Origin of the sequence: Desertimonas flava (assembly GCF_003426815.1) — a bacterium.
In the GTDB taxonomy this organism is placed as follows: Bacteria; Actinomycetota; Acidimicrobiia; order Acidimicrobiales; family Ilumatobacteraceae; genus Desertimonas; species Desertimonas flava.
The window spans coordinates 330,991-356,667 of the sequence record NZ_QKYK01000003.1 but is presented as its reverse complement, the minus strand read 5'-3'; the positions used below and the strand labels follow the sequence as shown (position 1 = coordinate 356,667).

The following is a 25,677-nucleotide window of genomic DNA, read 5'->3' as shown; positions in this document are numbered from 1 at the left end:
CGCGACAGGAGCACATCATGAACGATCCGGTGGCGCTCGACGCCGCGGAGCCGGTTGACCCCGGCGAGGCCCTCGACGGCAAGGTGGCGATCGTCACCGGTGCGAGCGGGGACGACGACGGACTGACGAACGGACGGGCTGCGGCGATCCTGCTCGGGCGCGCCGGCGCCGCCGTGGTCTGCGTCGGCCGGAGGTCCGGACCGGCCGAGCGCACGGCCGAGATGATCGAGGCCGACGGCGGCTCGGCGATCGCGGTGGCAGCCGACGTGGCCGACGACGACGACTGTGCCCGGGTCGTCCATGCGGCGATCGACGCCTACGGGCGCCTCGACCTGCTCGACAACAACGTCGGGATCCCGTTCACGGGCAGCGTGGTGTCCGCTCCGACCGAGGCGTGGACCCAGAGCTGGCAGGTCAACGTCGAGAGCATGGTGTCGATGAGCCGGCACGCCATCCCGGCGATGTGCCGGACGGCTGGTGGTGGGGCGATCGTCAACATCAGCTCGATGCGCGCTCTTCGTCCCATCGACGAGGCGCCGTACGCGACGACGAAAGGAGCGGTGATCTCGTTGACGAAAGCGATGGCGGTCGCCCACGGGCGCGACGGGATCCGGGTCAACTGCGTCGTGATCGGACCAGTGTTCACATCGTCCCCGCTCGGCCGCAGCATGACCGCCGAACAGCGCGAGCGCCGGCGCACGGCGTCGCTGCTCGGCATCGAGGGAACGTCGTGGGACACGGCCAACGCCGTGCGGTTCCTGCTCTCGGAGCGAGCCCGGTTCATCACCGGCCAGGTGCTGGCCGTGGACGGTGGCGTGGCTCTCACGTCGGCGGCGCGATGAGCATCCGGGGCAAGGTGGCGGTGGTCGGGATCGGCCACACCCCGCAAGGCGAGCTCCCAGGGCGCTCGGTGGAGGAGCTCTCGGTCGACGCCATCGAGCTGGCCCTGGCCGACGCCGGCCTCACGCTGGCCGACGTCGACGGGCTGATCGCGTGCAAGTCGGTGCAGGGGCTCGGCAACGATGTCGCGGTCGGGCCGCTGCTCGGCATCAACCCGCGGTACTCGCAGTGCCTCGACTACGGCACCTGCAACTTCTCGCTCCACCTCGCGGTGCAGGCGATCGTGACCGGCATGGCCTCGACGATCGTGCTCTGCTACGGCGCCAACGCCCGGTCGGCGAAGGTCGACTTCGGCGCCCCGGTCACGAGGACGACCGACCTGGCGACGGCCTCGGGGCTGGTGCACATCGCCGGTCCGGCGGCCCTCGCCCTGCAGCGTCATCGGCACCTCTACGGGACGACCGACGAGCAGTTCGGCTGGCTCGCAGTGGGGCAGCGGGAGTGGGCGGCGAAGAACCCCAACGCCATCTTCCGCGACCCGCTGACGATGGACGACTATCTGGCCATGCCATACCTCGTGGAGCCGCTGCGCCGCCCGGACGTGACGATGATCTCCGACGGGGGAGTGGCCCTCGTGGTCACGAGCGCCGACCGGGCCGCCGGTCTGCGACGGACGCCGGCCTACGTGATCGGCATGGCCGAGCAGTCGGGCATCCGCGGCGACCACACACCCGACAACCTGCTCCGCCCGTGGTTGCGCGACGCGGCGTCGTCGGTGTGGTCCGCGACCGGCCTCGGCCCGGCCGACATCGACGTGCTCTACATCCAGGATCCGACGGCGGTGTGGAGCCTGCAGATGCTCGAGTACTACGGCTTCTGCGGCATCGGTGAGGGTGGACCGTTCCTCGCCGAGGGCCACACTCGTCCGGGTGGCGACGTGCCGCTCAACACCAACGGCGGCCAGCTGTCGGAGAGCTATGCGTGGGGCTGGATGCACCTCGTCGAGGCCGTCCGCCAGCTGCGCGGCGAGGCGGGCGAGCGCCAGGTGCGCGGCGTCGGGATGGCGATGTACTGCTCGAGCCAGGCCTTCTCGAAGGCGGCGTGCTCGATCCTCTCCAACTCCAGGGATGCTTGAGATGAGCGACGACAACGAGCCGCAGCTGCTTCCCGACGTCGACGATCCGGTGGCGGCACCGTTCTGGTCCGCCGCTCGCGAGGGGCGCTTGGTCGTCCAGCGCTGCGACGGCTGCGGGGCCCTACGCTGGCCCCCGCTCGTCGGCTGCCCCGACTGCCGGTCGCGCGAGGCCACGTGGATCGCGGCGGCCACGACCGGGGTCGTCTGGAGCTACGCGACCTATCACCGTGCGTTGCACCGGGCCTTCGCCGCGGATGTGCCGTACTCGATCGCGGTGGTCGACCTCGACGGCGGGCCGCGGATCACCGCACGTGTCGCCGATCCCGATGATCGGCTGCGGGTCGGTGCGCCGGTCGTGGTGTCGTTCGAGCGCATCACCGACGAGATCACGATCCCGCGCTGGACCCTCCACTAGGCCGCACCCGGGTTGACCGTCTCCTGGTTCGGGGACGGGTCGGTTGAGGTCCATATCGGGCCCGAATCCGGGCTGTTGATCCTGTAGGCCTGATCATATACGATCTAGCCAACCGGCGCGTTCGGATCGCGCTGTCCACCGAGGAGTCGTGCCGCCATGAGTCAAGCCGCCAAGACCGAGCCCACGGTGTTCTCGTACGAGCGACCGGATCTGGGCGGACGGGCCAAGCGTCTCGTGGTGCTCGGTCGCACCGACATCAGCATCGGCGCCGTGCAGCTCGTCGACCGAGGTGGTGAGAACAACCTGCACTCGCACTCCCACCTCGACGGCTACTGGTTCGTCCTCGAGGGACGCGTCCGCTTCTACACGACCGGAGACGAGGTGATCGCCGATCTCGGCCGGTACGAAGGGGTCCTCATTCCTCGCGGATACCCGTACTGGTTCGAGTCGAGTGGCGACGTGCCGTTGGAGTTGCTCCAGTTCGAGGCGTCGGCCCTCGGCCCTGGGGCCGACATCACCAAGGATCGCGTCGATCACGAGCCGCTGAAGCAGGTCACGCTCGACCTCATGAGCGACCGCGTGGCCGGCCGGAACGCGGAGGGATGACCGACGCCGTCGCCGACGGACGCGACGCGCTCTCACCGCACCCGGTCGAGTCGTGGCGGCAGGGCGCGCTCGGGCACGTCCGGCTGTGCCGGCCCGAGAAGCGCAACGCCATCGACTCCCGGATGAGCGCGGAGGTGACCGCGGCCGTCGAACGCTTCGGTGGGGAGCGTGACTGTCTCGGCATCGTCCTCAGCGCCGAGGGTCCGGCGTTCTGCTCGGGGGCCGACCTTTCGGAACCGAGCCCGGCCGTCGACGAGTCGTGGACGTGGTCGGAGGCGCCGTCGGCCGTCATGCTCGCCGCCCTGGCCGCCTGCCCGATCCCGATCGTCGTCGCCGTGGAGGGCTGGGCCGTCGGCATGGGCCTGGCGATCCTCGGCTCGGCGGCCTACGTCGTCAGCTCGGCGGAGGCCCGCTTCTGGCTTCCCGAGGCGACGCTCGGCTACTTCCCCTTCGGCGTCGTCGCCTCGCTCCTCCCGCGTGTCGCGGCCGGCACGGTGACGGAGTGGGCACTGTCGGCTCGCCAGTTCGGCGCCGACGAGGCGCTCGCGTCCGGCCTCGTCACCTCGCTCGCCCCGGCGGGCAGCACCGCCGCGGCCGCCGCCGAGCTGTTGGCGAGGTTCGAGCCACACGGCCGGGACGTGGTCGAGTCCGCCATGGCGTTCCTCCGCGAGAGCCATCGTGCCGCCGCCGTGTCCGATCTCCTCGAGTGGTGTGGCGAGCAGATGACGGCGCACGTCCGTGCCGCCGACCACGAGGGCTGAGCTCGTCGAGCGATGGCACCGGCCCGCTCAGCGGGCGGCATCGACGGGGGCGAAGCGGTACAGCGGTGGACCGTCGACGCGGGGGACGTAGCGCACCTCGACCCGCTGGCCGATGTGCACCTGCTCGGGGGGACACCCGACCACGTTGGAGATGATGCGCGGGCCCTCGTCGAGCTCGATGTAGGCGATGACGTACGGCACGGCGGCGTCGAAGGGCGGGCCCGCCTTGGCGGCGATCGTGAACGAGTACACCGTCCCCGTTCCGCTGGCCTCGAACCAAGGGACGTCGCGGGATCCGCAGGCGGGACAGAACGGCCGCGGATACCACGGTACGTCGCCACACTGCTGGCACCGGCGCAGCAGGAACCGTCCCTCGCCCAGCGCCTGCCAGAACTCGGCTTCCTCGTCGCCGACGACCGGGTCGGGTGTCGGCAACTCACGTCCGGTCATGACGCCCGTCCGAGCACGAGTGTCGCCCCCGAGCTGCGGGTGCCCAGCCGACCGCCGGTGCCATGGACGAGCGCCAGCTCGCAGTTGGGCACCTGCACGGCCGGAGTGGCCTCGCCGCGGAGTTGGCGGACCGCCTCGATCATCCTCGGCATGCCGCCGCGGCCGCCGGGGTGGTTGTTGCACAGCCCGCCCCCGTCGGTGTTGAGGGGGAGTCGTCCGTGGGGAGCGAGCAATCCGCCGTCCATCACGAACGGGCCGCCCTCGCCCTTGGCGCAGAAGCCGAGATCCTCGAGCGTCGTGATCACGGTGATCGTGAACGAGTCGTACACGGAGGCGTAGTCGATGTCGGCGGGTGTCACGCCCGCCGACTCGAAGGCGCGGGGGCCGGACCAGGCCGCAGGGGCGAAGCTCAGGTCGGCGCGCCCGCGCTGCGCGTTCTTGTGCGCTTCGCCGTGGCCGAGCACGGCGACCGTCGATCGCGGCAGGCTTCGCGCGATGTCGTCGTTGACCAGGACGACCGCCCCGCCGCCGTCGGTGTTCATGCAGCAGTCGAGACGATGCAGGGGCGAGCTCACGATGGGCGAGGCGAGCACGTCGTCGACCGTGACCAGGTCGGGGAGCGCGGCATGCGGGTTGTGCTGGGCGTGACGTGACGCCGTGACCTTCACCTCGGCCAGTTGCTCGCTCGTCGTGCCGAACTCGTACATGTGGCGCATGGCCACCATCGCGTAGTTGTGCACGGTGTGGGTGATCCCCCACTGCTCCTCGAACGGTGCCTCGGGACCGGGCGCCGTCCGGGGCCGAACCGTGGACCACCGGCTCGCGGCACGGTCGGCCATCGTGATCAACGCGACGCGGCACTGTCCGGTGGCCATCGCTGCGGCCGCGTGGGCCACCTGCGAGAGGTAGGTCGCGCCGCCGATCTCGCTGCTCACCGCGACGCCGGCGTCGAGACCCAGGTACTCCACCATCGACAGCGGTCCCGAGCCTGGCGCCGACGAGTCGCAGTAGTAGGCGTCGACGTCGCGCAACGTCAGCCCGGCGTCAGCGAGGGCGTGGAGGGCGACCTCGGCGTGGAGCTCGGCGACCGACCGGTCGGGGAGCTTGCGGCCGGGGTGCTCGTAGACGCCGGCGATGTGGGCGTGGCCGCGGATCGTCATCGGGCGGGCACGGCGCCGAGCATGCTGACCCACCGGGCGAAGTAGGGACCGAAGTCCTCGATGTCCTCCATCGGGTAGTGGCCGATGCCCTCGAGCAGCTCGAAGTGGGCGCCGGGAATCCGCGCCGCGGTGTCGCGCACCTTCTCCCAGGGCGAGAACGGATCGTCCTTGCCGGCGACGACCACCATCGGGCAGGTGATCCTGGCCAGTTCGTTCCAGAGCTTGAGGGCGGCCATGCCCGTGCCGTCGGCGAACGTCACGTTCCAGTCTTCGCGGCAGTGCATCAGGGCGACGATCTCGCGTCGCTCGTCGCTCACGGAGCTCCCACACGACTCGAGCCCGCCGTAGTAGCTGCGGTCGCGGATGCTCGGTGATCCCGAGTCCTCGAGGCGCAGCGGTCGCGGGGTGGCATGCCCCATCGCGACGGCGTCGGCGGCCGCCATGGCGATCGCCCCGACGATCGGCCGGCGCGCGCTCGTCACCATCTCCATGACGATCGTGCCGCCGATCGAGCAACCGAGGAGGTACGGGTCCTGCATGTCGAGCAGGTCGAGCACGCGGGTGCACCAGTCGCCGTACACCCGCAGATCGGAGACGGGACCGTCGATCGCCGGCTCCGATCGCCCGTGGCCGGGAAGGTCGACGACGACGGCGCGGTAGCCGAGGGCGGCGATCTGCGGCGCGGCGTAGCGGAACTGGACCCCGCTCTGGCCGGCCGTGTGGACGCAGAGCACGGGCGGACCGGTGGTGCCGAAGACCTCGGCGAACCCCAGCCGTCCGTCGAGCCGGAAGTAGTGGGCCTCATGCATCGTCGACCTCCGTCGCGTTCGTCGCAACGATCTGCTCCGCGACGTTCGCCCTGGCTTGTTCCACGAGGAGCATCAAGGCCTTGAACATCCGGAGGTACTCGAACGAGTTGCCGCGAGTGGTGAATTGCCGTGACGACGCACGACGTACGTAGTCGAGCCGGGGGCTCTGGAGCATCTCGACCCAGGTCAGTTCGGACGCCCACACCGTGAACGTCGAACCGGCGAGCGCCTTCGGGGCCACCTCGATGATGGCACCGCGGTAGATCCGCAGGTGGATCTCGTCGTCCCCGGAGGCGATGCCGATCGTGCCGTCGAATGTCGCCGTGGTCGAGGCGAACGCCGGGTCCTTGCCGAGCTCGTCGGCGATGCGCCGGCCCCAGGCCAGCGAGCCGACATCCCAGGCGATCCGTTCCGGTGTGGCGGTGCCCTGGGCTCCCGGCACCTCCCACTTGGACTCGCCCGAGGCGAGCAACTCGTCGGCGGCGCCCACGAGACGGAGGGCGCCGTGGACGCGCCCGGCCGCGGACTCGGCCCGCCAGCGGGTGATCGTCATCGTCAGCCGGGCGGTCGCGTTGGGGGCGGCCAGCGTGGGCTGGCGCCACACGAGGTCGGTCAGCCGGGCCCCGCGGCACGGCACGACGCCGCCGAGCAGGTCGCCGCCCGGTCCGAGGGGGGAGTCGCTGCGCTCGACGCCCCGGTGGGCGGCCCCGACGATGGTCGATCCGACGACGAGGTCGGCGAACTCACTGGTGGGCAGGCTCACGGCGCGGTCGTCCCCGTGCCGACGACCGGCCGGTCGCGGATGGGTGGATCACCCTCGGTGCCGGGGCCTTCTCCCGCGTAGTCGTCGACGCCGATGAAGAACCGGCGGAACCGCCAGAACCCGTCGCCTTCCTTGCGGAGGTCGCCGCGGTAGATGACCGTCGCCTGCATCACGAACCCGTCGGCGGCCCTCGGGACGACGCCGTAGGCGATGGCGGTCGCCTCGGTCTCGTCGAGGCGATCGATGACGACGTTGGTGATGCAGTGGCGCCGCTGCCCGTAGAGGAGCGGCACTCGTGGAACCAGCTGGTCGCGGACGGCGTCCCGACCGGTGATGACCAGCTGCGGCGCGGCCGAACCGGTGGAGAACTCGAACGAGACGTCCTCGGTGAGCAGCGACAGGATCACGTCGACCCGGTTCTCGTCGTGGGCGATGCCGAAGCGGGCGAACGTCTCTTGGATCAGCAGCCGATCGAGGACCCGGTCGGCCGACGGCGCGACGGCACCGAGCGGCTGGAGGTCGATCAGCCCCTGCTCGGACGCCCAGAACTTCGGCGGGAACGATGACCGATCGCTCATCGGCCGCTCCCGTCGACCGCCTCTGGTACCGAGCGTTCGTTCATGCCTGCCTCCCCGAGGTCGTCACCGATTGGTCGCGGAATCGTATCAGATATGTCTGTCACCTCGACTGGCGAGAGCCCGAGCTCGGCGAGGATCTCGGCGGTGTGCTCGCCGGCGACCGGCGGCCCGACGGAGAACGTCGACTCGGTCACCGGGATGGGGGAACCGGCGACGTAGACGACGTCCGGCGTGCTGCCGCCGTGGCCGCGACCCCGGTGCGGCACGGTCCGGATCATGCGCCGGGCCACGACGTGCGGGTCGTCGGGGAGATCCTCCACGGCGAGGATCGGGCTGGCGGCGACGCCGGCCTCGCTCATCAGCCGCACGACGTCGGCGACGCTCTGACCCGAGGTCCACGACTCGATCGCCCCGTCGAGGCGCGGCCGAGTCTCCGGATCGAGGCGGGTGTCGACGCCGCCCGACGTGGTCGAGAAGTGCTCGAGGAACCACGGCTGGCCGACGACCCGGCTCACCGCCTCCCACATCCGCGCGGTGAGGGGTGCGAGGTAGACGTAGCCGTCGGCGGCGCGGTACGTGCTGGCGAAGGACCCGCGGACCCGGCTACCGATGCGTTCGGGCCGGATGCCGTGCTGGAGGACCTCGTGGAACGAACCGGCGAGGAACGACATCAGGCAGTCGAGCATGGCCAGGTCGACGAACGAGCCGGTCCCGGTGGCTTCCCTGCGCTGGAGGGCGAACGACGTCGCCAGGGCCGCGTAGAGGCCGGTGAGGTGGTCGGGGATGAACAGCCCCGAGAGCATCGGCGGGCCGTCGGGCTCGCCGGTGAGGTGCATCATGCCCGACATCGCCTGGATCACGCCGTCGAACGCTGGACGGGACCGGTACGGGCTGTTCTGGCCGAAGCCGGTCACGTGGACGTAGACGAGCCGCGGATTGACAGCGGCGAGGTCCTCGTAGCCGAAGCCGAGTCGGGTGGGCACGTCGGCCGCGAAGTTGGTGACGAGCACGTCGGCGGTGGCGGCGAGCGCGCGCAACGCCTCGCGGCCGGACTCGGCCTTGAGGTCGAGCACGACGCTGCGCTTGTTGCGGTTGAGCGTGTGGAAGTAGCCGTTGCGTTGCTCGGCTGCCGGCGGCTCTACCTTGATGACGTCGGCCCCCTGATCGGCCAGGATCTGCGTGCAGAACGGCGCCGAGATGAAGTGCTCCACCCCGATGACGCGGATGCCGTGCAGCGCACCTGCGGTGTCCATGCGATTCTCCTTCTCGCGGATGATCCGGCCGTCGGCCGGTCGCATCCGTGCGACCAGATCATATATGGTTTTCGCGATTGGTGACTCGGGAACCGCAGCATCGGACGAGGGAGCGTGGGGAGACATGGCAGACATCGCATTCGTGGGACTCGGCGTCATGGGTGCGCCCATGGCGCGCCATCTGGCCGAGGCCGGGCACCGTGTCACGGTGTACAACCGCTCGACGTCGAAGGCCGACGAGTGGGTGGCTCGTCACGGCAACCGTTCGGCCCCGACGCCGGCGGCCGCCGCCAAGGACGCGGCGTTCGTGATGGTCTGCGTGGGCAACGACGACGACGTGCGCGAGGTGATCCTCGGCGACGACGGGGCGCTCGGCGCGATGTCGGCCGGCTCGGTGCTCGTCGACCACACCACCGCCTCTGCTGGTGTGGCGCGAGAGGTGGCCGCCGCAGCCGCTTCGTGCGGTGTGGGGTTCGTCGACGCGCCCGTGTCGGGTGGGCAGGCCGGCGCGGAGAACGGCCGGCTCACGGTGATGTGCGGCGCCGATGACGTCGCCACGTTCGAGTCGGCGCGGGAGGTGATCGGCGCCTACGCCCAGAAGTGCGAGCGGCTCGGTCCGGCCGGATCGGGCCAGCTGACGAAGATGGTCAATCAGATCTGCATCGCCGGCGTCTTGCAGGGGCTCTCCGAGGCGGTGAACTTCGCCGCTCGGGCCGGTCTCGACGTGGATGCGGTCATCGACGTGATCGGCAAGGGCGCGGCGCAGAGCTGGCAGATGGACAACCGCGCCACGACCATGGCGCGCGGCGAGTTCGAGTTCGGGTTCGCCGTCGAATGGATGCGCAAGGACCTCGCCATCTGCCTCGGGGAAGCTCGACGCATCGGAGCGGCCATGCCCCTCACGGCGCTGGTCGACCAGCTCTACCAGCGCGTCGAGGCGGCCGGCGGCAGGCGCTGGGACACCAGCTCCCTCGTGCGGCTCCTGCAGCAGCCCTGAAGGTCCGCTGGCCGGGGGGCGATTCTTGTACCGCCGCCGTCGCGAGATCGCGACCGGGGACGGCTGAGAATCGGGTTTCGGGTGAACGACGGGGATTGGGCGTCCCCGGCGGCGATCTCAGCGGAAGCCGTCGGCTCCGACCCGCGCCTCCGACGTCGACTCGTCGACGGAGCGCGTCGCCACCACCTTGCCGTCGAGGTCGAGCACGTCGGTGGCTTCGGCGTACCAGCTGGGCACGACCGCGGCACCCCAGAAGTCGCGTCGGCGCACGTCGTTGACGTCCCAGCGGAGCGTCTCGTGGTCGGGATCGCCGGTGAAGTAGTCGCTCGTGTACACCTCGATGCGATGCCCGTCGTGGTCGCGCAGGTACACGTAGAAGGCGTTGGACACCCCGTGTCGACCCGGCCCGCGCTCGATGTGAGCCTGCTCGCCGATCGCCCCGAACGTGTCGCAGAGACGGGTGATGTGGTGCTGCTCGGGCGCGAACCAGCCGACGTGGTGGAGGCGCGGGCTGGCGCCACCCGTGAGGGCGATGTCGTGCACGCTCGGCTTGCGATGCATCCACGCCGCGTACATGCGATCGTTGCCTTCGATCGTCTCCGAGCAGCGGAATCCGAGAGATCCGTAGAAGTCGTGGGCCGCCGCCGGGTCGTCGACGCAGATGTTGAAGTGATCGATGCGGGCGATGCCCGCCCCGCGATGGACGTCGTACCGCTGCAGCAGTCGCTCGACCCGGTCGGTCGCGTGGAAGTACTCGACCGTGAACCCGAGCGGATCCTCGACGCGGATCGCCTCGCCGATCCCGCGCGTCGCACCGGCCGGGCGTCGTTCCACCCGACAGCCGCGCTCTCCGTACCACGCGCTCGCCACGTCGAGGTCCTCGGGAGCCCACACACGGAACGAGATGCACGCGGCCGCCGGTGCGTCGCCCCGGCGGAGCACGAGACTGTGGTGGTTGGCCTCCTCGTAGCCGCGCAGATAGAGGGCGTCGGGATCCTCGGCGGTGAGGACGAAGCCGAGCATGTCGACCCAGAACCACTTGGCCCGTTCGAGATCGGTGCTGATCAACTCGACGTACGCGGCGCGAACGATGTTGGGGGTGTCACTCATCGGAGACTCCGAATCGGGGAACGTGGGCGTCCTGCAGCGCGACGTGCACGATGCTCAGGTCGGTGTAGAAATCGAGACTGTGCTGGCCGCCCTCGCGGCCGAGTCCGCTCTGTTTCACGCCGCCGAACGGCGTGCGCAGGTCGCGGACGTTGTGCGAGTTGAGCCAGACCATGCCTGACTCGATCTGGTGCGCCACGCGGTGTCCCCGCCGCAGGTTCGTCGTCCAGACGTAGGCGGCGAGCCCGTAGCGGGTGTCGTTGGCCAGCCTGATCGCGTCGGCCTCGTCGTCGAACGGCGTGACACAGACGACGGGTCCGAAGATCTCCTCGCGGAAGATCCGCATCGACGGCGTGACGTCGGCGAACACGGTCGGAGCGAGGTAGTTGCCGGTCGGCAGATGCTCGGGGCGGGCGCCTCCGGCGACGAGACGGGCACCCTCGTCGACGCCGGCCGCGACGTACGACAGCACCCGCTCGTAGTGCTCGGTCGACACGAGCGCGCCGACCTCGGTGCCGGCCTCTGACGGATGACCGATGCGGATCGACGCCGCACGCTCGGCCATCGCACGCACGAACTCGTCGTAGATCGATCGCTCGACGAGCACACGCGAGCCGGCTGTGCACCGTTCCCCGTTGAGCGAGAAGACGCCGAACAGCGCGCTGTCGAGCGCCTTGTCGATCTCGGCGTCGGCGAACACGACGCAGGGCGACTTGCCGCCGAGCTCCATCGACAGCCCTTTCAGGTGGGCCGCGGCCGACGACATGATGGTCATGCCGGTCGTCGTCTCGCCGGTGAACGAGATGACGGGGACGTCGGCATGGGCCACCAGGGCGGCGCCGGCCTCCTCGCCGAGCCCGTGGACCATGTTGAACACGCCGGGGGGCAGCCCGGCCTCCTCCACGATCTCCGGGAAGAGGCTCGCCGTGAGCGGCGTCAGCTCGGCCGGCTTCAACACGACCGTGCAGCCGGCGGCGAGGCAGGGCGCCATCTTCCAGGTCGCGAGCATGAACGGCGCGTTCCACGGGGTGATCAGCCCGGCGACGCCCTTGGGTCGCCGCACGACGTAGCCGAACTGGTTCGCCGACCGGTAGGCGTCTTCGTGGATCGCGCCGCACACCTCGGCGAAGTACCGGAAGTTCTCGGCCGAGCGCGCGGCGAGGCCGCGCGATTGGCTGATCGGGAGGCCGGTGTCGAACGACTCGAAGGCGGCGATCACGTCGGCGAGCCGCTCGATCGCATCGGCGATGCGGATCAGCAGGTTCGACCGGTGGCGGGCCGACATCCCGGCCCACGCGGCGAAGGCGTCCGTCGCGGCCGCGACCGCGCGGTCGATGTCGGCCGCCCCTCCCGTCGCCAGGTCGGCATAGTGCGAGTTCGTGACCGGGTCGTCGACCGGCACGGTCGAGCCGTCGACGCTCTCGACGTGCGCTCCGCCGATGTAGTGGTCGATCCGTGTGGGGAGCGGTCGGTCCACACCGGCCACGCGAGTGGAGGTCTCGGTCATGCCGACGCCGTCCCGTTGGCGCCGACGGGCGTGGGTCCCACGCGGCCAGGGTCGGCATGGGAGAGGCGCCGGGCGAGCTCGGCCGGCGGACCGTCGAGCGCCGGCAGACCCTCGACGAGCAGGTCCTCGATGGGTCGCTGGCCCTTGTCGGTGACCGGTATCAGCGGTGGTCGTACGTAGCCCGACGCGATGATGCCGGACCGCTCGAGCACCCGCTTGATCGGTGCCGGGTTCGTCTCGACGAACAGCAGGTCGACGAGCGGATGCAGGGCATAGTGCAGCTCGACGGCTCGTTCGGTGTCACCGTCGACCCAGCTCTGGTACATGTCGGCGACGGCGCGCGGTGCGATGTTGGCCACCGCGCTGACGAATCCGATCCCGCCGATCGCCAGCAACGGCAGGCAGAGCAGCTCGATCCCGGACCACATGAGCAGGTCGGAGCCGCAGCGGCGGAAGGTCTGCGAGTAGTGCTCGAAGTCCTTGGTCGTCTCCTTGATGCCGACGATGTTGGGATGTGCCCGGCGCAGCCGGGCGACGGTCTCGGGAGCGACGTCGACCGCCGTGCGGATCGGCACGTTGTAGAGCACGATCGGCATGTCGGGGAACGTCGCGGCGATCTCCGAGTACCAGGCGAACAGCCCGTCCTGCGTCGGGCGGGAGTAGTACGGCGTGATGACCAGGGCGATGTCGGCACCGAGCTTCATCGCCGCCTCGGTCATCTCCAAGGTCTCGTCCAGCTTCGCCGATCCTGTGCCGGGGACGAAGGGCACCCGATCGGCGGTCTCCTCGGCCACGATGCGCATCGCGGCGATCCGCTCCGCCACGCTCTGCGAGCTCGGCTCACCCGTCGACCCGCCGATCGAGATGCCATGTGAGCCAGACTCGAGCTGCCACCGGACGAGCGAACGAAGACTCGAGTCGTCGAGATCGCCGTTGGCGGTGAACGGGGTGACCACCGGGGCGATCGATCCTCGGACGAGTGCTGGGTTGGATCGAAACTTCACTGCTGCCTTCGTGGGTTGCGGGCGGATGGATGGAAATGGTTGGGGACCGGGCGCTGCACGGCGAGTCGGTCACGCGGGTGGGGCGGTCCCGGACGAATCGTCGGACGCCTCGTAGCGGGCCCGCCACTCGGCGTTCATGGGGTACAGCCCGTCGACCGATTCGCCGGCGAGCACCCGGTCGAGGATGAACCGCTCCTCGCGCTCTTGAGCGATGGCCGCCTCGACGACCTCGACGACGACGTGGTCGGGAAGGACCACGACGCCGTCGCCGTCCCCGACCAGCAGGTCTCCTGGCTCCACGAGGCTCCCGGCACAGTCGACGGCGATGTCGAGGTCCCAGGCCACGTGGTGACGCCCCAGTGGAGCGGGGTGGCTCGACGCGAAGTACACCGCGATGTCGAGCCCGGCCACCGCCGCAGCGTCGCGGACGCCGCCGTCGGTGACGATGCCGGATGCGCCGCGCACGATGGCCCGCTGGACCAGGATGTCGCCGATCGTGCCGGCGTTGCGCTCGCCACGGGCCGAGACGACGAGGACGTCGCCCGGTTGGACGGCCTCGACCGCTCGCTTCTGGGCGTTGAACCCGCCGCCCCGGGAGGCGAAGAGGTCCTCGCGGTGCGGGAGGTACCGCAGCGTCCTGGCGAAGCCGACCAGCCGGGCCTCGGGATGGGTCGGATGGAGCTCGCCGAGCATGCAGCCGTTGAGGCGGCGCTTCATGAGCTGGGACGTCAGCGTCGCGGTGCTGACCGTTCGAAGACCGGCCGCGACCGCCTCCCCGTAGCGCTCGACGAGGCGTTCCTCGAGCGTGGGCGCCGGTGCGGGTGTCGTCCCGGCGTCGCCGCCGGTGCCAAAGGCGTCGCGTCGGTCCTGTTCGGTCGGCGCCGGCATCGCACCCCAGTCGGCGAGCTCGTTCGGCGACTGCTCGATGGGTGTGCAGAGCCGCCCCGTCGAGCGCTCCCCGGCGCGGACCTCGACCTCGACGACGTCGCCCGGCTGCACGACGGTCGAGCCGGTCGGAGTTCCGGTCAGCACGACGTCGCCCGGCTCGAGGGTCACCAGGCGGGAGAGATCGGCGACGAGGTAGCCGAGGTCGAACAGCAACTCGTCGCCGAGGATCGCGTGCTGGGCGACGGCTCCGTTCACCCACGTCGTCAGCTCCAGCTCAGTCGGATCGAGACCGTCGGCGGGGAGGTACTCGGGGCCGAGCGGGGTGAAGCCGTCGGCTCCCTTGGACCGGAGGTTCGAGCCCCGGTCGGCGTAGCGCAGGTCGTACACGCCGAGGTCGTTCGCCGCCGTCACCCATCCGACGTGGGCCCAGCCGCGGTCCGGTGACACCCGCCGGGCACGCGTGCCGATCACCAGGGCGACCTCGCCCTCGAAGGCGAGCAGCTCGCAACCGGTGGGGCGGAGCACGGGAGCCCCCGACGCGGCGATCGAGGAGACGGGCTTCAGGAAGTACGAGGGATGGTCCGGAACCCGGCCGCGCTCGGCGGCCCGGCTGCGGTACCCGAGGTGGAGCGCGATGATCTTCGTCGGTGAGGGGATCGGCGCAGCCACGAGATGATCATATATGATCAGTCGCCGGTTGTGCCAGGTGGGGCGTCTCGTCGCTCTGCAGCACGGTGCGCAGGGCGTCGATGCAGACCTCGGCCCGGCGGGAGCGGCGCACGCCCTGCGCGTAGGCCGCCACCACCGGTGCGGCAGCGACCGGGTCGGAGATGGCGACCGTGGCGAGCGGCAGGCCCTCGTAGCTGGTGTTCGACGCCGGGCGCTGGACGAGGATGCCCCATCCGTGCCCCCTGGCGACGAACGATCGGAGCGTCTCGAAGCTGTGGGTGATGCGCTCGACGCGCGGCTCGATGCCGGCCGCCTGGAGGAGCGACGAGATGTGGTGCCGGCTGGGCGGCGACTCGAGGAGGATCATCGGCTCCTTGGCGACTTCGCGAAGCCGGATCGATCGGCGGTTCGCCAGCCGATGGTCGACGGGGAGCACGACGTAGGGATGGGCCTCCGAGACCGTGACCGAGTCGAGGCCGCTGCGCAGATCGATGCCGTAGAGGACGGCGAGCTCGCTGCGGCCGTCGAGCACGGCCCGCTGCAGCTCGTCGGCGGAGTCCTCGTGGACCTCCACGCGCAGATCGGGGTGCCGCTGCTGCAACTCGGTGACCCATCGCGGCACGACGAAGGGCGCCAACGTCCCGAAGCACCCGGTGTACACGGTGCCGTGCAGGCCGGCGGCCTGCTCGCGAAGCCGCGCCTCCATCTTCTCGGCGTCGGCGACGATGCTCACGGCATCGGCGAGCAGTTCGCGTCCGGGCCCGGTGAGGGCCAGCGCCTGATGTCGGGTGCGCAACAGGAGTTGCGTCCCGAGCGTGCGTTCGAGCTGGGCGATGCCGAGTGAGACGGCGGTCGCCGACACGTGGAGCGACGCGGCCGCGGCGGCCATCGTGCCGGCACGCGCCGTGACCACGAAGTACTCGAGCTGCCGGAGTGTGACCGAGGTGGACACAAGCCCACCTTAATCCACGACCTCACTAACTCACGCTTTACATGATCTTGGCCCGTCGTCATCCTCGTGGTCATGTCATCGCACGCCCCGGCCGGATGCCCGGTGACGGGACTGGGCAGTGAGTTCGATCCGTTCCGGCCGCCCTATCTCGACGACCCGTATCCGTTCTTCGCGCGAGCGAGGCTCGACGAGCCGGTCTTCTACAGCGCCGAGATCGATCACTGGGTGGTGTCCCGGTACGACGACGTGAAGCGGGTCCTGCGCGACGTCGACGCGTTCTCCGCGGCGAACGTTCAAGATCCCGTGTGCCCGTGGCCGGCCGATGCCGTCGAGTGGTTCGAGAGTCACCGATTCGGGCTGCGGCCCAACCTGTCCAACAACGATGCGCCGTCACACACCATGGTGCGGGGCTTCCTGCGCGACGCGTTCAACCCGCGCCGCATCAGCTGGCTCGAGCCACACGTGACCCGGCTGGCGACGGCCGCGGTCGATCGGGTGGAGCAGCGGCTCCGGCGTGGCGAGGTCGTCGACCTCGTCGACGCGATGCTGTGCGACGTCCCCGCCGAGGTGTTGTTCGTCTTCCTCGGGATCCCCGATGCGGACATCGAACGGGTCAAGCGCTGGTCGGCCGGCCGGGCGTTGCTCACCTGGGGCCAGCTCTCGCCGGCCGAAGTGCGCAGCGAACTGCCCGAGTTCGTGGCCTACCTCCAGTACTGCTTCGATCTCGTCGACCGGCTGCAGGAGGACCCGGGCGAGGACTACACGAGCGAGCTGCTCCGGCGCATCGAGATCGAGCGGCCCGAGGACTTCGATCGGGGCCGCGTCGCCCAGACCCTGTTCGGGTTGTTGATGGCCGGTCACGAGACGACGACGAACCAGTCCGGCCTGGCGGTGCGGGCGTTGCTCTCGACGCCGGGCGCGTGGGGCCGACTCGTCGAGCGGCCGGACGAGATCCCCAACGCTGTCGAGGAGCTGATCCGCTACGACTGCAGCGTCGTCGCGTGGCGGCGTCTGGCCCGGGTCGACGTGGAGCTGTCGGGAGTCTCCGTGCCGGCGGGCTCGCGCCTCCTCGTGTTGCTCGGCTCGGCCAACCACGACGAGGGGCACTTCCCGGACGGTGACGTGCTCGATCTCGATCGTGCCAATGCCCGCAACCATCTGTCGTTCGGCTTCGGCGCCCACTACTGCCTCGGTGCACCGCTGGCTCGGCTCGAACTGCGGGTCTTCCTCGAGATCTTGACGCAGCGACTCCCGGACCTCGAGCTCGTCCCGACGACGTACCACTTCTCCCCGAACACGTCGCACCGCGGGCCGATGGAGCTGCCCGTCCGACTCGGCGGAGGCTCCTCGTGAGGACACAGTTGTTCGTCGACGGCACCTGGCGTGACGGCGGTGGCGGCGCGACGATCGGGGTGCTCGACCCGGCCACCGGCGAGACGATCGCCGACGTGGCGTCGGGGACGCCCGAGGATGCGACCGCTGCCGTCGACGCGGCGGCGGCGGCGCAGCCCGAGTGGGCGCGGCGCCCGGCACGCGAGCGGTCCGAGATCCTTCGTGAGAGCTGGCGCCTGATGAACGAGCGGGCCGACGCGTTGGCCGCGATCATCACTGCGGAGCAGGGCAAGCCCTTGGCGGAGGCGCGCGGGGAGATCGACTACGCCGCCGAGTTCCTCCGGTGGAACGCCGAGGAATCGGTGCGCATCTCCGGTCGCCTGTCCTCGACGCCGTCGGGCGCCAGTCGTGTGCTGGTCTCCCATCCACCCGTCGGTGTCGTGGTCATGGTGACGCCCTGGAACTTCCCCGCCGCGATGATCACCCGCAAGGTCGCTCCGGCGCTGGGAGCCGGGAATGCCACCGTCATCAAGCCGGCGGCCGAGACGCCGCTCACGGCGTTGTTCATCGCCGAGCTGCTCACCGATGCCGGCGTGCCGCCGGGTCTGGTCAACGTCGTGCCGACGAACGAGCCCGGGCCGTGGTTCGACGCCGCCATCGGGCACCCGGCGACACGGATGTTCTCGTTCACGGGGTCGACGGCCGTCGGGCGGGCGCTGCAGGCCAAGAGCGCCCAGCGGGTGCTGAAGTCGACACTCGAACTGGGCGGGAACGCCCCGTTCATCGTGCTCGCCGACGCCGACGTCGAGGCCGCCGTGGCCGGGGCCATGGTGGCGAAGATGCGGCACACCGGGCAGACGTGCGTCGCGGCCAATCGCTTCTATGTCCACCGGGCGGTGGCCGACGAATTCACCGATCGCCTCGCCACCGAGATGTCCGCGGTGGTCGTGGGGGCGGGTGTCGAACCGGGCGTCGGATGCGGGCCCGTGATCTCGGCGGCCGCAGTCGACCGGCTGCACCGAACCGTCGAGGCGGCCGTCGCGAGCGGCGCCAAGGTGGTGACGGGCGGTTCGCCGGCGTCGCGGCCGGGGTTCTTCTTCGAGCCGACGGTGATCGCGGGCGTCGAGAGCGGCGCCGAGATCCTCGACGGGGAGCTCTTCGGGCCGGTGGCGCCGATCGTCTGCTTCGACGACGATGACGACGCGGTGGCGTGGGCCAATGCCACGGAGATGGGCCTCGCCGCCTACATCTACGGGCAGGATCTCGCCCGCGGGCTCAACATCGCCGAGCGGCTGCAGGTCGGCATGGTCGGTCTCAACCGGGGATTCATGTCCGATCCGAGCGCGCCGTTCGGCGGCATGAAGCAGTCCGGGCTCGGACGAGAGGGGGGTGCTGAGGGCATCTACGAGTTCTGTGAGACTCGCTTCGTCGCCGCCGACTGGTAGCCGGATCGGTGGCAGCGGGGAGTCTGCCGCCTGAGCTGAGTTGATCCTATATGATGGCTCGGGTGGCTGCAGCGAAGGACGCGTCGACCCCCGGGACCCCGGTGTCGAAGACCGATCAGGCGTACGCGCACGTCCGTGGCAAGATCCTCGACGGTTCGTTCCCGCCCGGGTCGCGTCTCGTCATCGAGCAGATCGCCCGTGACATCGGCATCAGCGTCGTCCCCGTGCGCGAGGCGATCAGGCGCCTGGAGGCCGAGGGGTACATCTCCTATACCAGGAACGTCGGTGCTGCCGTGGCCAACGTCGACCTCGCTCGCTACCCCGAGACGGCGGAGACGTTGGCGATCCTCGAGAGCGCGGCAACGGCGCTGGCCGTGCCGAACATCCGCCCGACCGACCTCGCCAAGGCCCGCCGCATCAACGACGGACTGCGCCGCACGGTCGAGGCGCTCGATCCGATCGAGTTCACCAAGCGCAACCATCAGTTCCATCGCGTGCTCTTCGACCGCTGCCCGAACGTCCATCTCGCCAAGATCGTCGAGCGTGAGTGGTCGCTCCTCGGCACCACGCGTCGCTCCGCCTTCACGTTCGTACCCGAGCGGGCGCTGAGCAGCGTCGATGAGCACGAGGAGCTGTTGCGGCTGATCGAGATCGGCGCGTCGATCGTCAAGATCGAGCAGTTCGCCCGCGACCACCGCCTGCGCACGATGCACTCGCTGGAGGAGCGCATCGGCGGTGGCCTCCACGGGGACGTCGTCCCCGAAACCCTCGCCTGATCTGACGATCGTTCGGCGATCGTATATGATCGGCTCGCCAATCGGCGCCGGATGAGGGGACTACGACATGACCACGAGCGACAACATCGATCGGGAGGCGGCCAATCCCGCCCTCGAGGCCGGCATGGCGGTGCGCCGAGCCGTTCTGGGGGACGACCACGTCGAGCGCTCGATGGCGAATGCCACCGAGTACGCGATGCCGCTGCAGGAGCTGGTGACGGAGTACTGCTGGGGTCGCATCTGGACACGTGACGGCCTCGATCGCCGGACCCGCAGCCTCATCAACCTCGGCATCCTCACGGCGATGAACCGCATGCACGAGTTCGGCGTCCACGTCCGCGGCGCCGTCCGGAACGGGTGCACCCGCGAGGAGATCCGCGAGGTCCTCCTGCAGACGGCCGTGTACTGCGGCGCGCCGGCGGCGCTCGAGTCGTTCCGGACCGCCGAGCGCGTGCTCGACGAGCTCGGCGCCGATGTCTGACGCGGCCGATCCGGCCGAGCGCGACCGCAGCGTGGGGGTCGTCGGTCTCGGGAAGATGGGCTCGGTGATGAGCGAGCGGCTCGCCGTCGCCGGGCTCTCGCTGCACGTCCACGATGTCGACCGCGCCGCCGCCGAACGGCTCGTCCCGCTGGGTGCGGTGACCGCCCACGACTCGGTCGTCGGCGTCGCCGAGAGGGCCGGCGTCGTGATCCTCATGCTGCCGAACTCGGCGATCGTCGAGCAGGTCGTGCTGGACGGCGGGCTGCTGTCGGGGCTCGCCGGGGGTGACGTGATCGTGGACATGAGCTCGTCGGAGCCGCAGCGGACGAAGGCCCTCGCCGAAGCCGCCGCCGGCCGGGGCGTCGAGCTCCTCGACGCCCCGGTGTCGGGCGGCGTGAAGGCTGCCGTCGCCGGCACCCTCACGATCATGGTGGGCGGGCCCGTCGAGGTGCTCGGTCGGGTACGCCCGACGCTCGACCATCTGGGGTCACGCATCGTGCACGTCGGCGGCCACGGCGCAGGGCATGCCGTCAAGGCGCTCAACAACCTGATGTCGGCGTCGCACCTGCTCGCCTCGAGCGAGGCGCTGCTGGCCGCCGAGGCCTTCGGGCTCGACCTGGAGAAGGTGCTCGACGTCGTGAACACCTCGAGCGGGCGGAGCGGATCGACCGAGAACAAGTGGCCCAACTTCGTGCTGCCCGGCACGTTCGATTCCGGGTTCAGCCTCGACCTGATGGTCAAGGACATGCGCATCGCCCTGGGCCTGGCGGAGGCGGGTGGTGTGGACGCCCGCCTCGCCCGCCTCGCCGTCGACCTGTGGGGCGAGGCCGCAGCGGCCCTACCCCCGGGCGCCGACCACACGGAGATCGCGCGCTGGGCGCGATCGTGCCGGGACACGGCACACGACGGCGCCGTCCATGACACGGCGAAGTGAGGACCCGAGATGCAGAAGTTGCTGAACGACCCCGACGACTTCGTGGACGAGGCGCTAGAGGGCTTCGTCCTCGCCCACGCGGCCCGCGTGCGACAGGTCGACGGTGAGCCGCGAGCCGTCGTGCGGCGCGGCCCGCCGCCGCAACCGCGCGTCGCTGTCGCCACGGGAGGTGGGTTCGGTCACCTCCCGCTGTTCGTCGGCTACGTGGCGACCGGGTTCGCCGACGGGTGCGCCGTCGGCAACATGTTCGCGTCGCCGAGCACCGACGTGATGCTCGCGGTCACGCGGGCTGTCGACGCCGGTCGGGGCGTGCTGTACGTGTACGGCAACTACGGCGGCGACAAGCTCAACTTCGAGGCGGCCGCCGAGCTGGCCGGTGACGAGGACATCGAGGTCGAGACGGTGCGCGTCAACGACGACATCTTGTCGGCGCCGGTCGACGAGCGGGCGCGGCGGCGAGGCATCGCCGGGATCTGGTTCGCCTACGCCGTTGCCGCCGCCGCCGTGCGCCGCGGCGACGATCTGGCCACGGCGGCATCGGTGACCCGGCGCGCCGTCGACCGCACGAGGAGCGTGGGCGTCGCCCTCGCGGCACCCATCCTGCCAGGCGTCGGCACGCCGAACTTCGAGCTGGCCGCCGGCGAGATGGAGATCGGCACGGGCATCCACGGTGAGCCCGGTGTGCGCAGGGGGCCGTTGCAGCGGGCGGACGACGTGGTCGACGAGTTGATGCCGCCCCTGCTCGACGAGCTGGCGATGCCGGCCGGAGCGCCGGCCGCCGTCTTGATCAACGGTCTCGGGGCGACGCCCATGGAGGAGCTCTACATCGTCTACCGGCGGGTCCACCACTGGCTGACGAAGGCCGGGGTCGCCGTGGCGGATGTCGTGGTCGGCGAGCACGCGGCGTCGCTGGAGATGGCGGGGGCGTCGATCAGCGTCCTCCACCTCGACGACGAGCTGTCGGCGTTGCTCGCCGCGACAACCGCATGGTTGGCGGGGTGAACGCCACCCTCCCGGCGACCGCGTTCAGGCAGCGCCTCCTCGGCGTCGCCCCGGCGATCGAGGCGAGCCGGCAGGCGCTCAACGCCCTCGACGCCAAGGCGGGCGACGGTGACATCGGCGAGAGCCTGTCGATCGGTTTCGCCGCCGTGGTCGACGCCCTCTCCGGGACCGAGGTGACCACGATCGGCGCCGACCTCCGTCAGACGGGCACCGTCCTCGGCCGGGTGGCGCCGTCGACGTTCGGCACGCTGATCGGGATGGCGCTGCGCGACGCCGGCGCCGCCCTCGCCGACTGTGCCGAGCTGGGCGGGACCGATGTCGTCACGCTGCTCGAATCGGTTGCCGACGGCGTGGCCCGCCGCGGCGAGGTGGGACCCGGGGATCGAACGGTGCTCGACGCCGTCGTGGCGGCGCGCGACCGGACGCGCGAGGCCGAGGCCGACGGCGCCGAGGCGGCGTTGCGGGCCATGGCCGCCGGCGCCGTCGACGGCGCGCTCGCGACCGCCGAGATGGTCCCGCGTGTGGGCCGTGCCGGTTGGGTGGGGGACCGGGCGAGGGGAATCGTCGATGCCGGAGCTGCGGCGTGGGCGGTCATTTCGACCGGAGTCGCCGGAGACGACACGGGTCTCCACGACGTGCTCGCCGATCGGAGGACGACGTCGTGACGACGAGCGCACCGGCCACCGCAGGATCGACGGCGACCGAGATCGGCCCTGAGGAACGGCTGGCCGAGTTCGTCGTCGTGACGACGGTCGACGACGTGGCGCCGGACGCGCTCGATGTCGCCCGGCGGGTCCTCCTGTCGACGCTGGCCACGGGCGTGGCCGGTGCCGGCGAAGAGGGCGTCGGCGAGCTGCGCTCGCTGCTCGTCGAACGCGGCGGCCGGCCCGAGGCGACGGCGATCGTGTTCGGTGACCGACTTCCGGCCACGTCGATCGCCCTGCTCAACGGCACGGCGTGCCGCGCCCTCGACTTCTGCGACGCGATCGCGCCGGGCGCCCACATCGGCTCGTCGGTCGTGCCGGCCGCGCTCGCCGCCGCCGAGCTCGCCGGCGGCTGCACCGGCTCGACGTTCCTCGCCGCGGTGGCCGTTGGTGCCGAGGTCGGGGCGCGATTCAACCTCACCGAGGAGATGTACGCCGGGTTCGACCCGACGGGGATCGCGGCCGTGTTCGGCGCCGTCGCCGCGGCGAGCCGGGTGATGGGCTTGTCACGGGCGCAGACGCGCCAGGCGCTCGCCCTCGGGTTCAACCGCTGCGGCGGGAGCTTCCAGAGCAACATCGACGGTTCGCTGGCGGTGCGCGTGCAGCAAGGGATCGTCGCCCAGGCCGGGCTCGACTGTGCCCAGATGGCCGTGCGGGGCATCACCGGCCCCGTCAACTTCCTCACCGGGCCCTACAGCTTCACGCACCTCTACGCCCGGGACCTGTGCCCCCCTGACGCGTTCGTCGCCGATCTCGGCTCGGAGTGGCGCTCGACGCACTTCATGTTCAAGCGGTTCCCCAGCTGCGGCGTCACCCAGGGCGTCACGCAGCAGGCCCTCGACGTCACGGCCGAGCTCGACCTCCAGGGCGACGACGTCGAGCACGTCGAGGTCCGCCTCCCGCCGTACTCGCACCGCCTGGTCGGCAACGAGTTCGTTCCTGGCGACAACCCGCGCGTGAGCGCCCAGTTCAGCGTCAAGTACTGCGTGGCCAACGCGATCACGCGGCGGGCCGCGACGCTCGAGCACTTCCGGCCCGAGCTCGTGCTCGACCCCGGGTTGGTCCCCCTGATGAACCGCGTCGACGTCCTCGCCGACCCCTCGATGGACCGCCGCGGCCACAGCTCGGTGGACTTCGAGCTGCTGACGACCGACGGTCGCCAGGTCCGCAGGAGCTACGACGTGGCGCCCGGCTATCCCGGCAACGGTCTCACCGAGGCCGAGTACCGGGCTCGCGTCGACGACTGCATGGCCTACGCCGCGTGGCCGCTCGGCGCGGACCGGATCGCCGCCCTCGTCGACGCGGTCGCCGACCTCGACGCAGTCGCCGACGCCAGGGATCTGGCCGCGCTGCTGATCAGTCCGTCGGCTCCGCCGGCTCGATGATCCCGTCGAGCGAGATGTAGGGCACGTCGCTATAGGCCTCGCGGCGCCGGAAGCGCCACCCCGCGTTGGTGCGCACCAGGCGGTCGACGTAGTGGCCGAGCATCTCGAACAGTGGTGCGTCGTTCTCGCCGTGGCTCACGTACGCCCAGTTCGTCGTCGCCGTCGCCGTGTCGCCGTCGACGTCGATCTGCGGGTTGAGCACGAGGTGGTGCGTCCGCTCGCGGTCGCTGGGGAACACCTCGAGCGTGCGCACGAGGAGCGCTTCGATCTCGGCCGGGCCGGTGGCCCGGCCGAGATTGCCCACCCACACAGCGTCGTCGGTGAACAACTCGGAGTAGGCCTTGAAGTCGCGTTGGTCGAGATGATGCTTGTAGGCCTGGAAGAGCCGCCAGATCGCCTCGCGGTCCTCGACCACGCGGAGCCGGGCCTCGAGGCGGTCGAGGCGCGTCTCCGATGCCGGGGTCCGGGGCGAGCGGCCCATCAGCCGCGTGATGTCGTGCCGGGCGAGCTTCCAGCGACCGTTCTCGCGCACGAGCGTGTCGGTGTAGCGGCCGGCCTGGAGAACGGTGGGCGCGCCGTCGTCGTCGGTGGTGAGGTAGATCCACAGCACCTCGGTCGTGGCGTTGTCGCCGTCGACGTCGATGCTCTGATTGTTCATCACGTGCACCGCGGGCGGGAAGGTGGCGCGGGTGGCGGGGGAGAGGGCGGCGTCGAGCGCAGCCTCGATCGCCGCCGGCCCCACGGCGTCGCCGATCTCGGCGGCCATCACGCCGTCGCTGGCGAAGAGGCTGGCGTAACCGGCGTGGTCGCCGGCGTCGAGGTGGCGGGCGTACTCCACGAAGATCCGGCGGATCTCCTCGTGGTCGCTGAGCTCCTGGAGCGAGAGGGTGGTGGACTTGTCGTCGTTCACGGCGTCTCAGCGCTGGGGGAGGAGCAGGGGGCCGGTGGGCTCGCACGTCCAGCTACGGAACTTGATCTGGGAGAACCAGTCCGGGATGTCGAGCTCGCCGCGGGCGATGCGTGCGTCGAGATCGGTTCGCCACCTCGACACCGAGCCTTCGTGCTCGTAGATGCTCAGGTGCTGTTCGACTGCGTCCGGGCCGCCCTTGGTCTCGCGGACTCGGTAGCGCTGCGCGCTCACGAAGCCCGGGCTCTGGATGTTCTCCTGGGCGTGCTTGGCGTACCAGGCGTGGTAGTCGTCGTGGCTGATGTGGTCTGGCTTCTCGCTGAAGACGAGGTAGACGTTGTTGATCATGGCTGCTCCTCGTCCGGCTGGCGCCGGTCGTGTCGGGTGGGCGAACGGAAGGGTCGGGCGCCGGTCAGGCGACGCTGGACGTCTCGCTGACCTGTTCGAGGTTCCACGAGGCGAAGCGGATGTCGGCGAACCAGTCGGGGACAGGCAGGGCGTCGCCGTCGGGCTTGTTCTCGGCGTAGGCGCGCTTGTTGCCCATCCCGCTGGCTTCGAGGTTGGCGATCGCCTCGGCAGGAGGGCGGTCGAGCTCGTACTGGGAGAGGTAGCGGTAGCCGCCGGTGGTGTCGGCACTGACCACGCCCTCGACCCGGTACCGGGTGGCGGAGACCCAACCGTCCACAGAGAGGATCTCTTTCACGTGCTCGTCGTACCACGCGTTGTACTCGTCGTCGGAGACGCCCGCCGGCGGGTCGCTGAAGACGAGATGGACGTATCGAGTCACGTGTTGTCCCCCTTGTGGCGCGAGCGGAGT

The 25,677-nt window shown here is 70.5% G+C and carries 28 protein-coding genes; 14 read left to right on the top strand and 14 right to left on the bottom strand.

All coding sequences use genetic code 11. The annotated features are described in order from the left end of the window. Positions 1 to 17: 17 nt before the first annotated feature. From DN771_RS06535 to DN771_RS06515, 5 genes are all read left to right on the top strand, one after another. Positions 18 to 842, top strand: a complete 825-nt coding sequence (locus tag DN771_RS06535; protein WP_116996533.1) for an SDR family NAD(P)-dependent oxidoreductase — start codon at positions 18 to 20, stop codon at positions 840 to 842. Next, positions 839 to 1,975 (top strand): thiolase family protein, encoded by a 1,137-nt coding sequence (locus DN771_RS06530; protein WP_116996532.1) that lies wholly within the window; start codon positions 839 to 841, stop codon positions 1,973 to 1,975. Before DN771_RS06535 ends, DN771_RS06530 begins: the two co-directional genes overlap by 4 nt. A gap of 1 nt (position 1,976) precedes the next feature. Continuing rightward, positions 1,977 to 2,390: a Zn-ribbon domain-containing OB-fold protein gene (locus DN771_RS06525; protein ID WP_162941631.1), complete on the top strand. Its 414-nt coding sequence runs from the start codon at positions 1,977 to 1,979 to the stop codon at positions 2,388 to 2,390. Positions 2,391 to 2,546: 156 nt separating this feature from the next. Next, the gene (locus DN771_RS06520) at positions 2,547 to 2,996 is read left to right on the top strand and encodes a cupin domain-containing protein (RefSeq protein ID WP_116996530.1); all 450 of its coding nucleotides are present in this window, start codon (positions 2,547 to 2,549) and stop codon (positions 2,994 to 2,996) included. Then, positions 2,993 to 3,757, top strand: coding sequence for an enoyl-CoA hydratase/isomerase family protein (locus tag DN771_RS06515; protein WP_116996529.1), 765 nt, complete (start codon positions 2,993 to 2,995; stop codon positions 3,755 to 3,757). The genes DN771_RS06520 and DN771_RS06515 overlap by 4 nt, the downstream gene beginning before the upstream one ends. A gap of 27 nt (positions 3,758 to 3,784) precedes the next feature. Here DN771_RS06515 and DN771_RS06510 read toward each other — a convergent pair whose 3' ends face one another. From DN771_RS06510 to DN771_RS06485, 6 genes are read right to left on the bottom strand one after another with little or no spacing between them, the layout of a single operon-like run. Continuing rightward, positions 3,785 to 4,207 (bottom strand): Zn-ribbon domain-containing OB-fold protein, encoded by a 423-nt coding sequence (locus DN771_RS06510; protein ID WP_116996528.1) that lies wholly within the window; start codon positions 4,205 to 4,207, stop codon positions 3,785 to 3,787. Further along, positions 4,204 to 5,367: a thiolase domain-containing protein gene (locus tag DN771_RS06505; protein ID WP_116996527.1), complete on the bottom strand. Its 1,164-nt coding sequence runs from the start codon at positions 5,365 to 5,367 to the stop codon at positions 4,204 to 4,206. Before DN771_RS06505 ends, DN771_RS06510 begins: the two co-directional genes overlap by 4 nt. Then, positions 5,364 to 6,176, bottom strand: coding sequence for an alpha/beta fold hydrolase (locus DN771_RS06500; RefSeq protein ID WP_116996526.1), 813 nt, complete (start codon positions 6,174 to 6,176; stop codon positions 5,364 to 5,366). Before DN771_RS06500 ends, DN771_RS06505 begins: the two co-directional genes overlap by 4 nt. Continuing rightward, a complete protein-coding gene (locus DN771_RS06495) occupies positions 6,169 to 6,939 on the bottom strand; it encodes a hypothetical protein (protein ID WP_116996525.1) in 771 nt (256 codons plus the stop codon). The genes DN771_RS06500 and DN771_RS06495 overlap by 8 nt, the downstream gene beginning before the upstream one ends. After that, positions 6,936 to 7,517, bottom strand: coding sequence for a nuclear transport factor 2 family protein (locus tag DN771_RS06490; RefSeq protein ID WP_116996524.1), 582 nt, complete (start codon positions 7,515 to 7,517; stop codon positions 6,936 to 6,938). The genes DN771_RS06495 and DN771_RS06490 overlap by 4 nt, the downstream gene beginning before the upstream one ends. Then, positions 7,514 to 8,770 (bottom strand): CaiB/BaiF CoA transferase family protein, encoded by a 1,257-nt coding sequence (locus DN771_RS06485; protein WP_162941630.1) that lies wholly within the window; start codon positions 8,768 to 8,770, stop codon positions 7,514 to 7,516. Before DN771_RS06485 ends, DN771_RS06490 begins: the two co-directional genes overlap by 4 nt. Before the next feature lie 124 nt (positions 8,771 to 8,894). Here DN771_RS06485 and DN771_RS06480 point away from each other — a divergent pair, with 124 nt between their 5' ends. Next, positions 8,895 to 9,767 carry an NAD(P)-dependent oxidoreductase gene (locus tag DN771_RS06480; RefSeq protein WP_116996585.1) on the top strand — a complete coding sequence of 291 codons (873 nt, stop codon included), beginning with the start codon at positions 8,895 to 8,897 and terminating at the stop codon, positions 9,765 to 9,767. Positions 9,768 to 9,884: 117 nt separating this feature from the next. On the opposite strand, the gene hpaD is transcribed toward DN771_RS06480, so the two are convergent. From hpaD to DN771_RS06455, 5 genes are all read right to left on the bottom strand, one after another. Further along, on the bottom strand, positions 9,885 to 10,877 hold the full coding sequence (hpaD, locus tag DN771_RS06475) for a 3,4-dihydroxyphenylacetate 2,3-dioxygenase (RefSeq protein WP_116996522.1): 993 nt from the start codon (positions 10,875 to 10,877) through the stop codon (positions 9,885 to 9,887). Beyond that, positions 10,870 to 12,381: a 5-carboxymethyl-2-hydroxymuconate semialdehyde dehydrogenase gene (gene hpaE, locus DN771_RS06470; RefSeq protein WP_116996521.1), complete on the bottom strand. Its 1,512-nt coding sequence runs from the start codon at positions 12,379 to 12,381 to the stop codon at positions 10,870 to 10,872. The genes hpaD and hpaE overlap by 8 nt, the downstream gene beginning before the upstream one ends. Beyond that, entirely contained in the window at positions 12,378 to 13,385 is a 1,008-nt protein-coding gene (gene dapA / locus DN771_RS06465) for a 4-hydroxy-tetrahydrodipicolinate synthase (protein WP_116996520.1), read from the bottom strand. Before dapA ends, hpaE begins: the two co-directional genes overlap by 4 nt. A 69-nt stretch (positions 13,386 to 13,454) precedes the next feature. Next, positions 13,455 to 14,942 (bottom strand): fumarylacetoacetate hydrolase family protein, encoded by a 1,488-nt coding sequence (locus DN771_RS06460; RefSeq protein ID WP_116996519.1) that lies wholly within the window; start codon positions 14,940 to 14,942, stop codon positions 13,455 to 13,457. A 7-nt stretch (positions 14,943 to 14,949) separates the two neighbouring features. Next, a complete protein-coding gene (locus DN771_RS06455) occupies positions 14,950 to 15,894 on the bottom strand; it encodes a LysR substrate-binding domain-containing protein (RefSeq protein ID WP_116996518.1) in 945 nt (314 codons plus the stop codon). Between the two features lie 72 nt (positions 15,895 to 15,966). Between DN771_RS06455 and DN771_RS06450 the strand changes: the two genes are divergently transcribed. The 8 genes from DN771_RS06450 (at position 15,967) to DN771_RS06415 (ending at position 23,953) form a co-directional block, all read left to right on the top strand. Next, entirely contained in the window at positions 15,967 to 17,247 is a 1,281-nt protein-coding gene (locus tag DN771_RS06450; protein ID WP_162941629.1) for a cytochrome P450, read from the top strand. Continuing rightward, entirely contained in the window at positions 17,244 to 18,671 is a 1,428-nt protein-coding gene (locus tag DN771_RS06445; protein ID WP_116996516.1) for an NAD-dependent succinate-semialdehyde dehydrogenase, read from the top strand. Before DN771_RS06450 ends, DN771_RS06445 begins: the two co-directional genes overlap by 4 nt. A 53-nt stretch (positions 18,672 to 18,724) precedes the next feature. Then, positions 18,725 to 19,447 (top strand): GntR family transcriptional regulator, encoded by a 723-nt coding sequence (locus tag DN771_RS06440; protein ID WP_116996584.1) that lies wholly within the window; start codon positions 18,725 to 18,727, stop codon positions 19,445 to 19,447. A 67-nt stretch (positions 19,448 to 19,514) separates the two neighbouring features. Then, positions 19,515 to 19,928: a carboxymuconolactone decarboxylase family protein gene (locus DN771_RS06435; protein ID WP_116996515.1), complete on the top strand. Its 414-nt coding sequence runs from the start codon at positions 19,515 to 19,517 to the stop codon at positions 19,926 to 19,928. Further along, positions 19,921 to 20,862 (top strand): NAD(P)-dependent oxidoreductase, encoded by a 942-nt coding sequence (locus tag DN771_RS06430; protein ID WP_116996514.1) that lies wholly within the window; start codon positions 19,921 to 19,923, stop codon positions 20,860 to 20,862. The genes DN771_RS06435 and DN771_RS06430 overlap by 8 nt, the downstream gene beginning before the upstream one ends. A gap of 9 nt (positions 20,863 to 20,871) precedes the next feature. Next, positions 20,872 to 21,864, top strand: coding sequence for a dihydroxyacetone kinase subunit DhaK (locus tag DN771_RS06425; protein WP_116996513.1), 993 nt, complete (start codon positions 20,872 to 20,874; stop codon positions 21,862 to 21,864). Continuing rightward, positions 21,861 to 22,529: a DAK2 domain-containing protein gene (locus DN771_RS06420; RefSeq protein ID WP_162941628.1), complete on the top strand. Its 669-nt coding sequence runs from the start codon at positions 21,861 to 21,863 to the stop codon at positions 22,527 to 22,529. The genes DN771_RS06425 and DN771_RS06420 overlap by 4 nt, the downstream gene beginning before the upstream one ends. Beyond that, positions 22,526 to 23,953, top strand: coding sequence for an MmgE/PrpD family protein (locus tag DN771_RS06415; RefSeq protein ID WP_162941627.1), 1,428 nt, complete (start codon positions 22,526 to 22,528; stop codon positions 23,951 to 23,953). Before DN771_RS06420 ends, DN771_RS06415 begins: the two co-directional genes overlap by 4 nt. Here the strand turns inward: DN771_RS06415 and DN771_RS06410 are convergent. From DN771_RS06410 to DN771_RS06400, 3 genes are all read right to left on the bottom strand, one after another. Continuing rightward, positions 23,925 to 24,863, bottom strand: coding sequence for a nuclear transport factor 2 family protein (locus DN771_RS06410; protein ID WP_116996510.1), 939 nt, complete (start codon positions 24,861 to 24,863; stop codon positions 23,925 to 23,927). The genes DN771_RS06415 and DN771_RS06410 overlap by 29 nt on opposite strands. Positions 24,864 to 24,869: 6 nt before the next feature. Then, on the bottom strand, positions 24,870 to 25,208 hold the full coding sequence (locus DN771_RS06405; protein WP_116996509.1) for a hypothetical protein: 339 nt from the start codon (positions 25,206 to 25,208) through the stop codon (positions 24,870 to 24,872). A 64-nt stretch (positions 25,209 to 25,272) separates the two neighbouring features. After that, entirely contained in the window at positions 25,273 to 25,647 is a 375-nt protein-coding gene (locus DN771_RS06400; protein ID WP_116996508.1) for a DUF4286 family protein, read from the bottom strand. Between the last annotated feature and the right edge of the window lie 30 nt (positions 25,648 to 25,677).

Bases quoted from the DNA above. Each gene is read 5' to 3' on its own strand.
- DN771_RS06535 (WP_116996533.1), top strand. From the start codon at position 18: ATGAACGATCCGGTGGCGCTCGACGCCGCGGAGCCGGTTGACCCCGGC.
- DN771_RS06530 (WP_116996532.1), top strand. From the start codon at position 839: ATGAGCATCCGGGGCAAGGTGGCGGTGGTCGGGATCGGCCACACCCCG.
- DN771_RS06525 (WP_162941631.1), top strand. From the start codon at position 1,977: ATGAGCGACGACAACGAGCCGCAGCTGCTTCCCGACGTCGACGATCCG.
- DN771_RS06520 (WP_116996530.1), top strand. From the start codon at position 2,547: ATGAGTCAAGCCGCCAAGACCGAGCCCACGGTGTTCTCGTACGAGCGA.
- DN771_RS06515 (WP_116996529.1), top strand. From the start codon at position 2,993: ATGACCGACGCCGTCGCCGACGGACGCGACGCGCTCTCACCGCACCCG.
- DN771_RS06510 (WP_116996528.1), bottom strand. From the start codon at position 4,207: ATGACCGGACGTGAGTTGCCGACACCCGACCCGGTCGTCGGCGACGAG.
- DN771_RS06505 (WP_116996527.1), bottom strand. From the start codon at position 5,367: ATGACGATCCGCGGCCACGCCCACATCGCCGGCGTCTACGAGCACCCC.
- DN771_RS06500 (WP_116996526.1), bottom strand. From the start codon at position 6,176: ATGCATGAGGCCCACTACTTCCGGCTCGACGGACGGCTGGGGTTCGCC.
- DN771_RS06490 (WP_116996524.1), bottom strand. From the start codon at position 7,517: ATGAGCGATCGGTCATCGTTCCCGCCGAAGTTCTGGGCGTCCGAGCAG.
- DN771_RS06485 (WP_162941630.1), bottom strand. From the start codon at position 8,770: ATGGACACCGCAGGTGCGCTGCACGGCATCCGCGTCATCGGGGTGGAG.
- DN771_RS06480 (WP_116996585.1), top strand. From the start codon at position 8,895: ATGGCAGACATCGCATTCGTGGGACTCGGCGTCATGGGTGCGCCCATG.
- hpaD (WP_116996522.1), bottom strand. From the start codon at position 10,877: ATGAGTGACACCCCCAACATCGTTCGCGCCGCGTACGTCGAGTTGATC.
- hpaE (WP_116996521.1), bottom strand. From the start codon at position 12,381: ATGACCGAGACCTCCACTCGCGTGGCCGGTGTGGACCGACCGCTCCCC.
- DN771_RS06450 (WP_162941629.1), top strand. From the start codon at position 15,967: ATGTCATCGCACGCCCCGGCCGGATGCCCGGTGACGGGACTGGGCAGT.
- DN771_RS06440 (WP_116996584.1), top strand. From the start codon at position 18,725: ATGGCTCGGGTGGCTGCAGCGAAGGACGCGTCGACCCCCGGGACCCCG.
- DN771_RS06435 (WP_116996515.1), top strand. From the start codon at position 19,515: ATGACCACGAGCGACAACATCGATCGGGAGGCGGCCAATCCCGCCCTC.
- DN771_RS06430 (WP_116996514.1), top strand. From the start codon at position 19,921: ATGTCTGACGCGGCCGATCCGGCCGAGCGCGACCGCAGCGTGGGGGTC.
- DN771_RS06425 (WP_116996513.1), top strand. From the start codon at position 20,872: ATGCAGAAGTTGCTGAACGACCCCGACGACTTCGTGGACGAGGCGCTA.
- DN771_RS06405 (WP_116996509.1), bottom strand. From the start codon at position 25,208: ATGATCAACAACGTCTACCTCGTCTTCAGCGAGAAGCCAGACCACATC.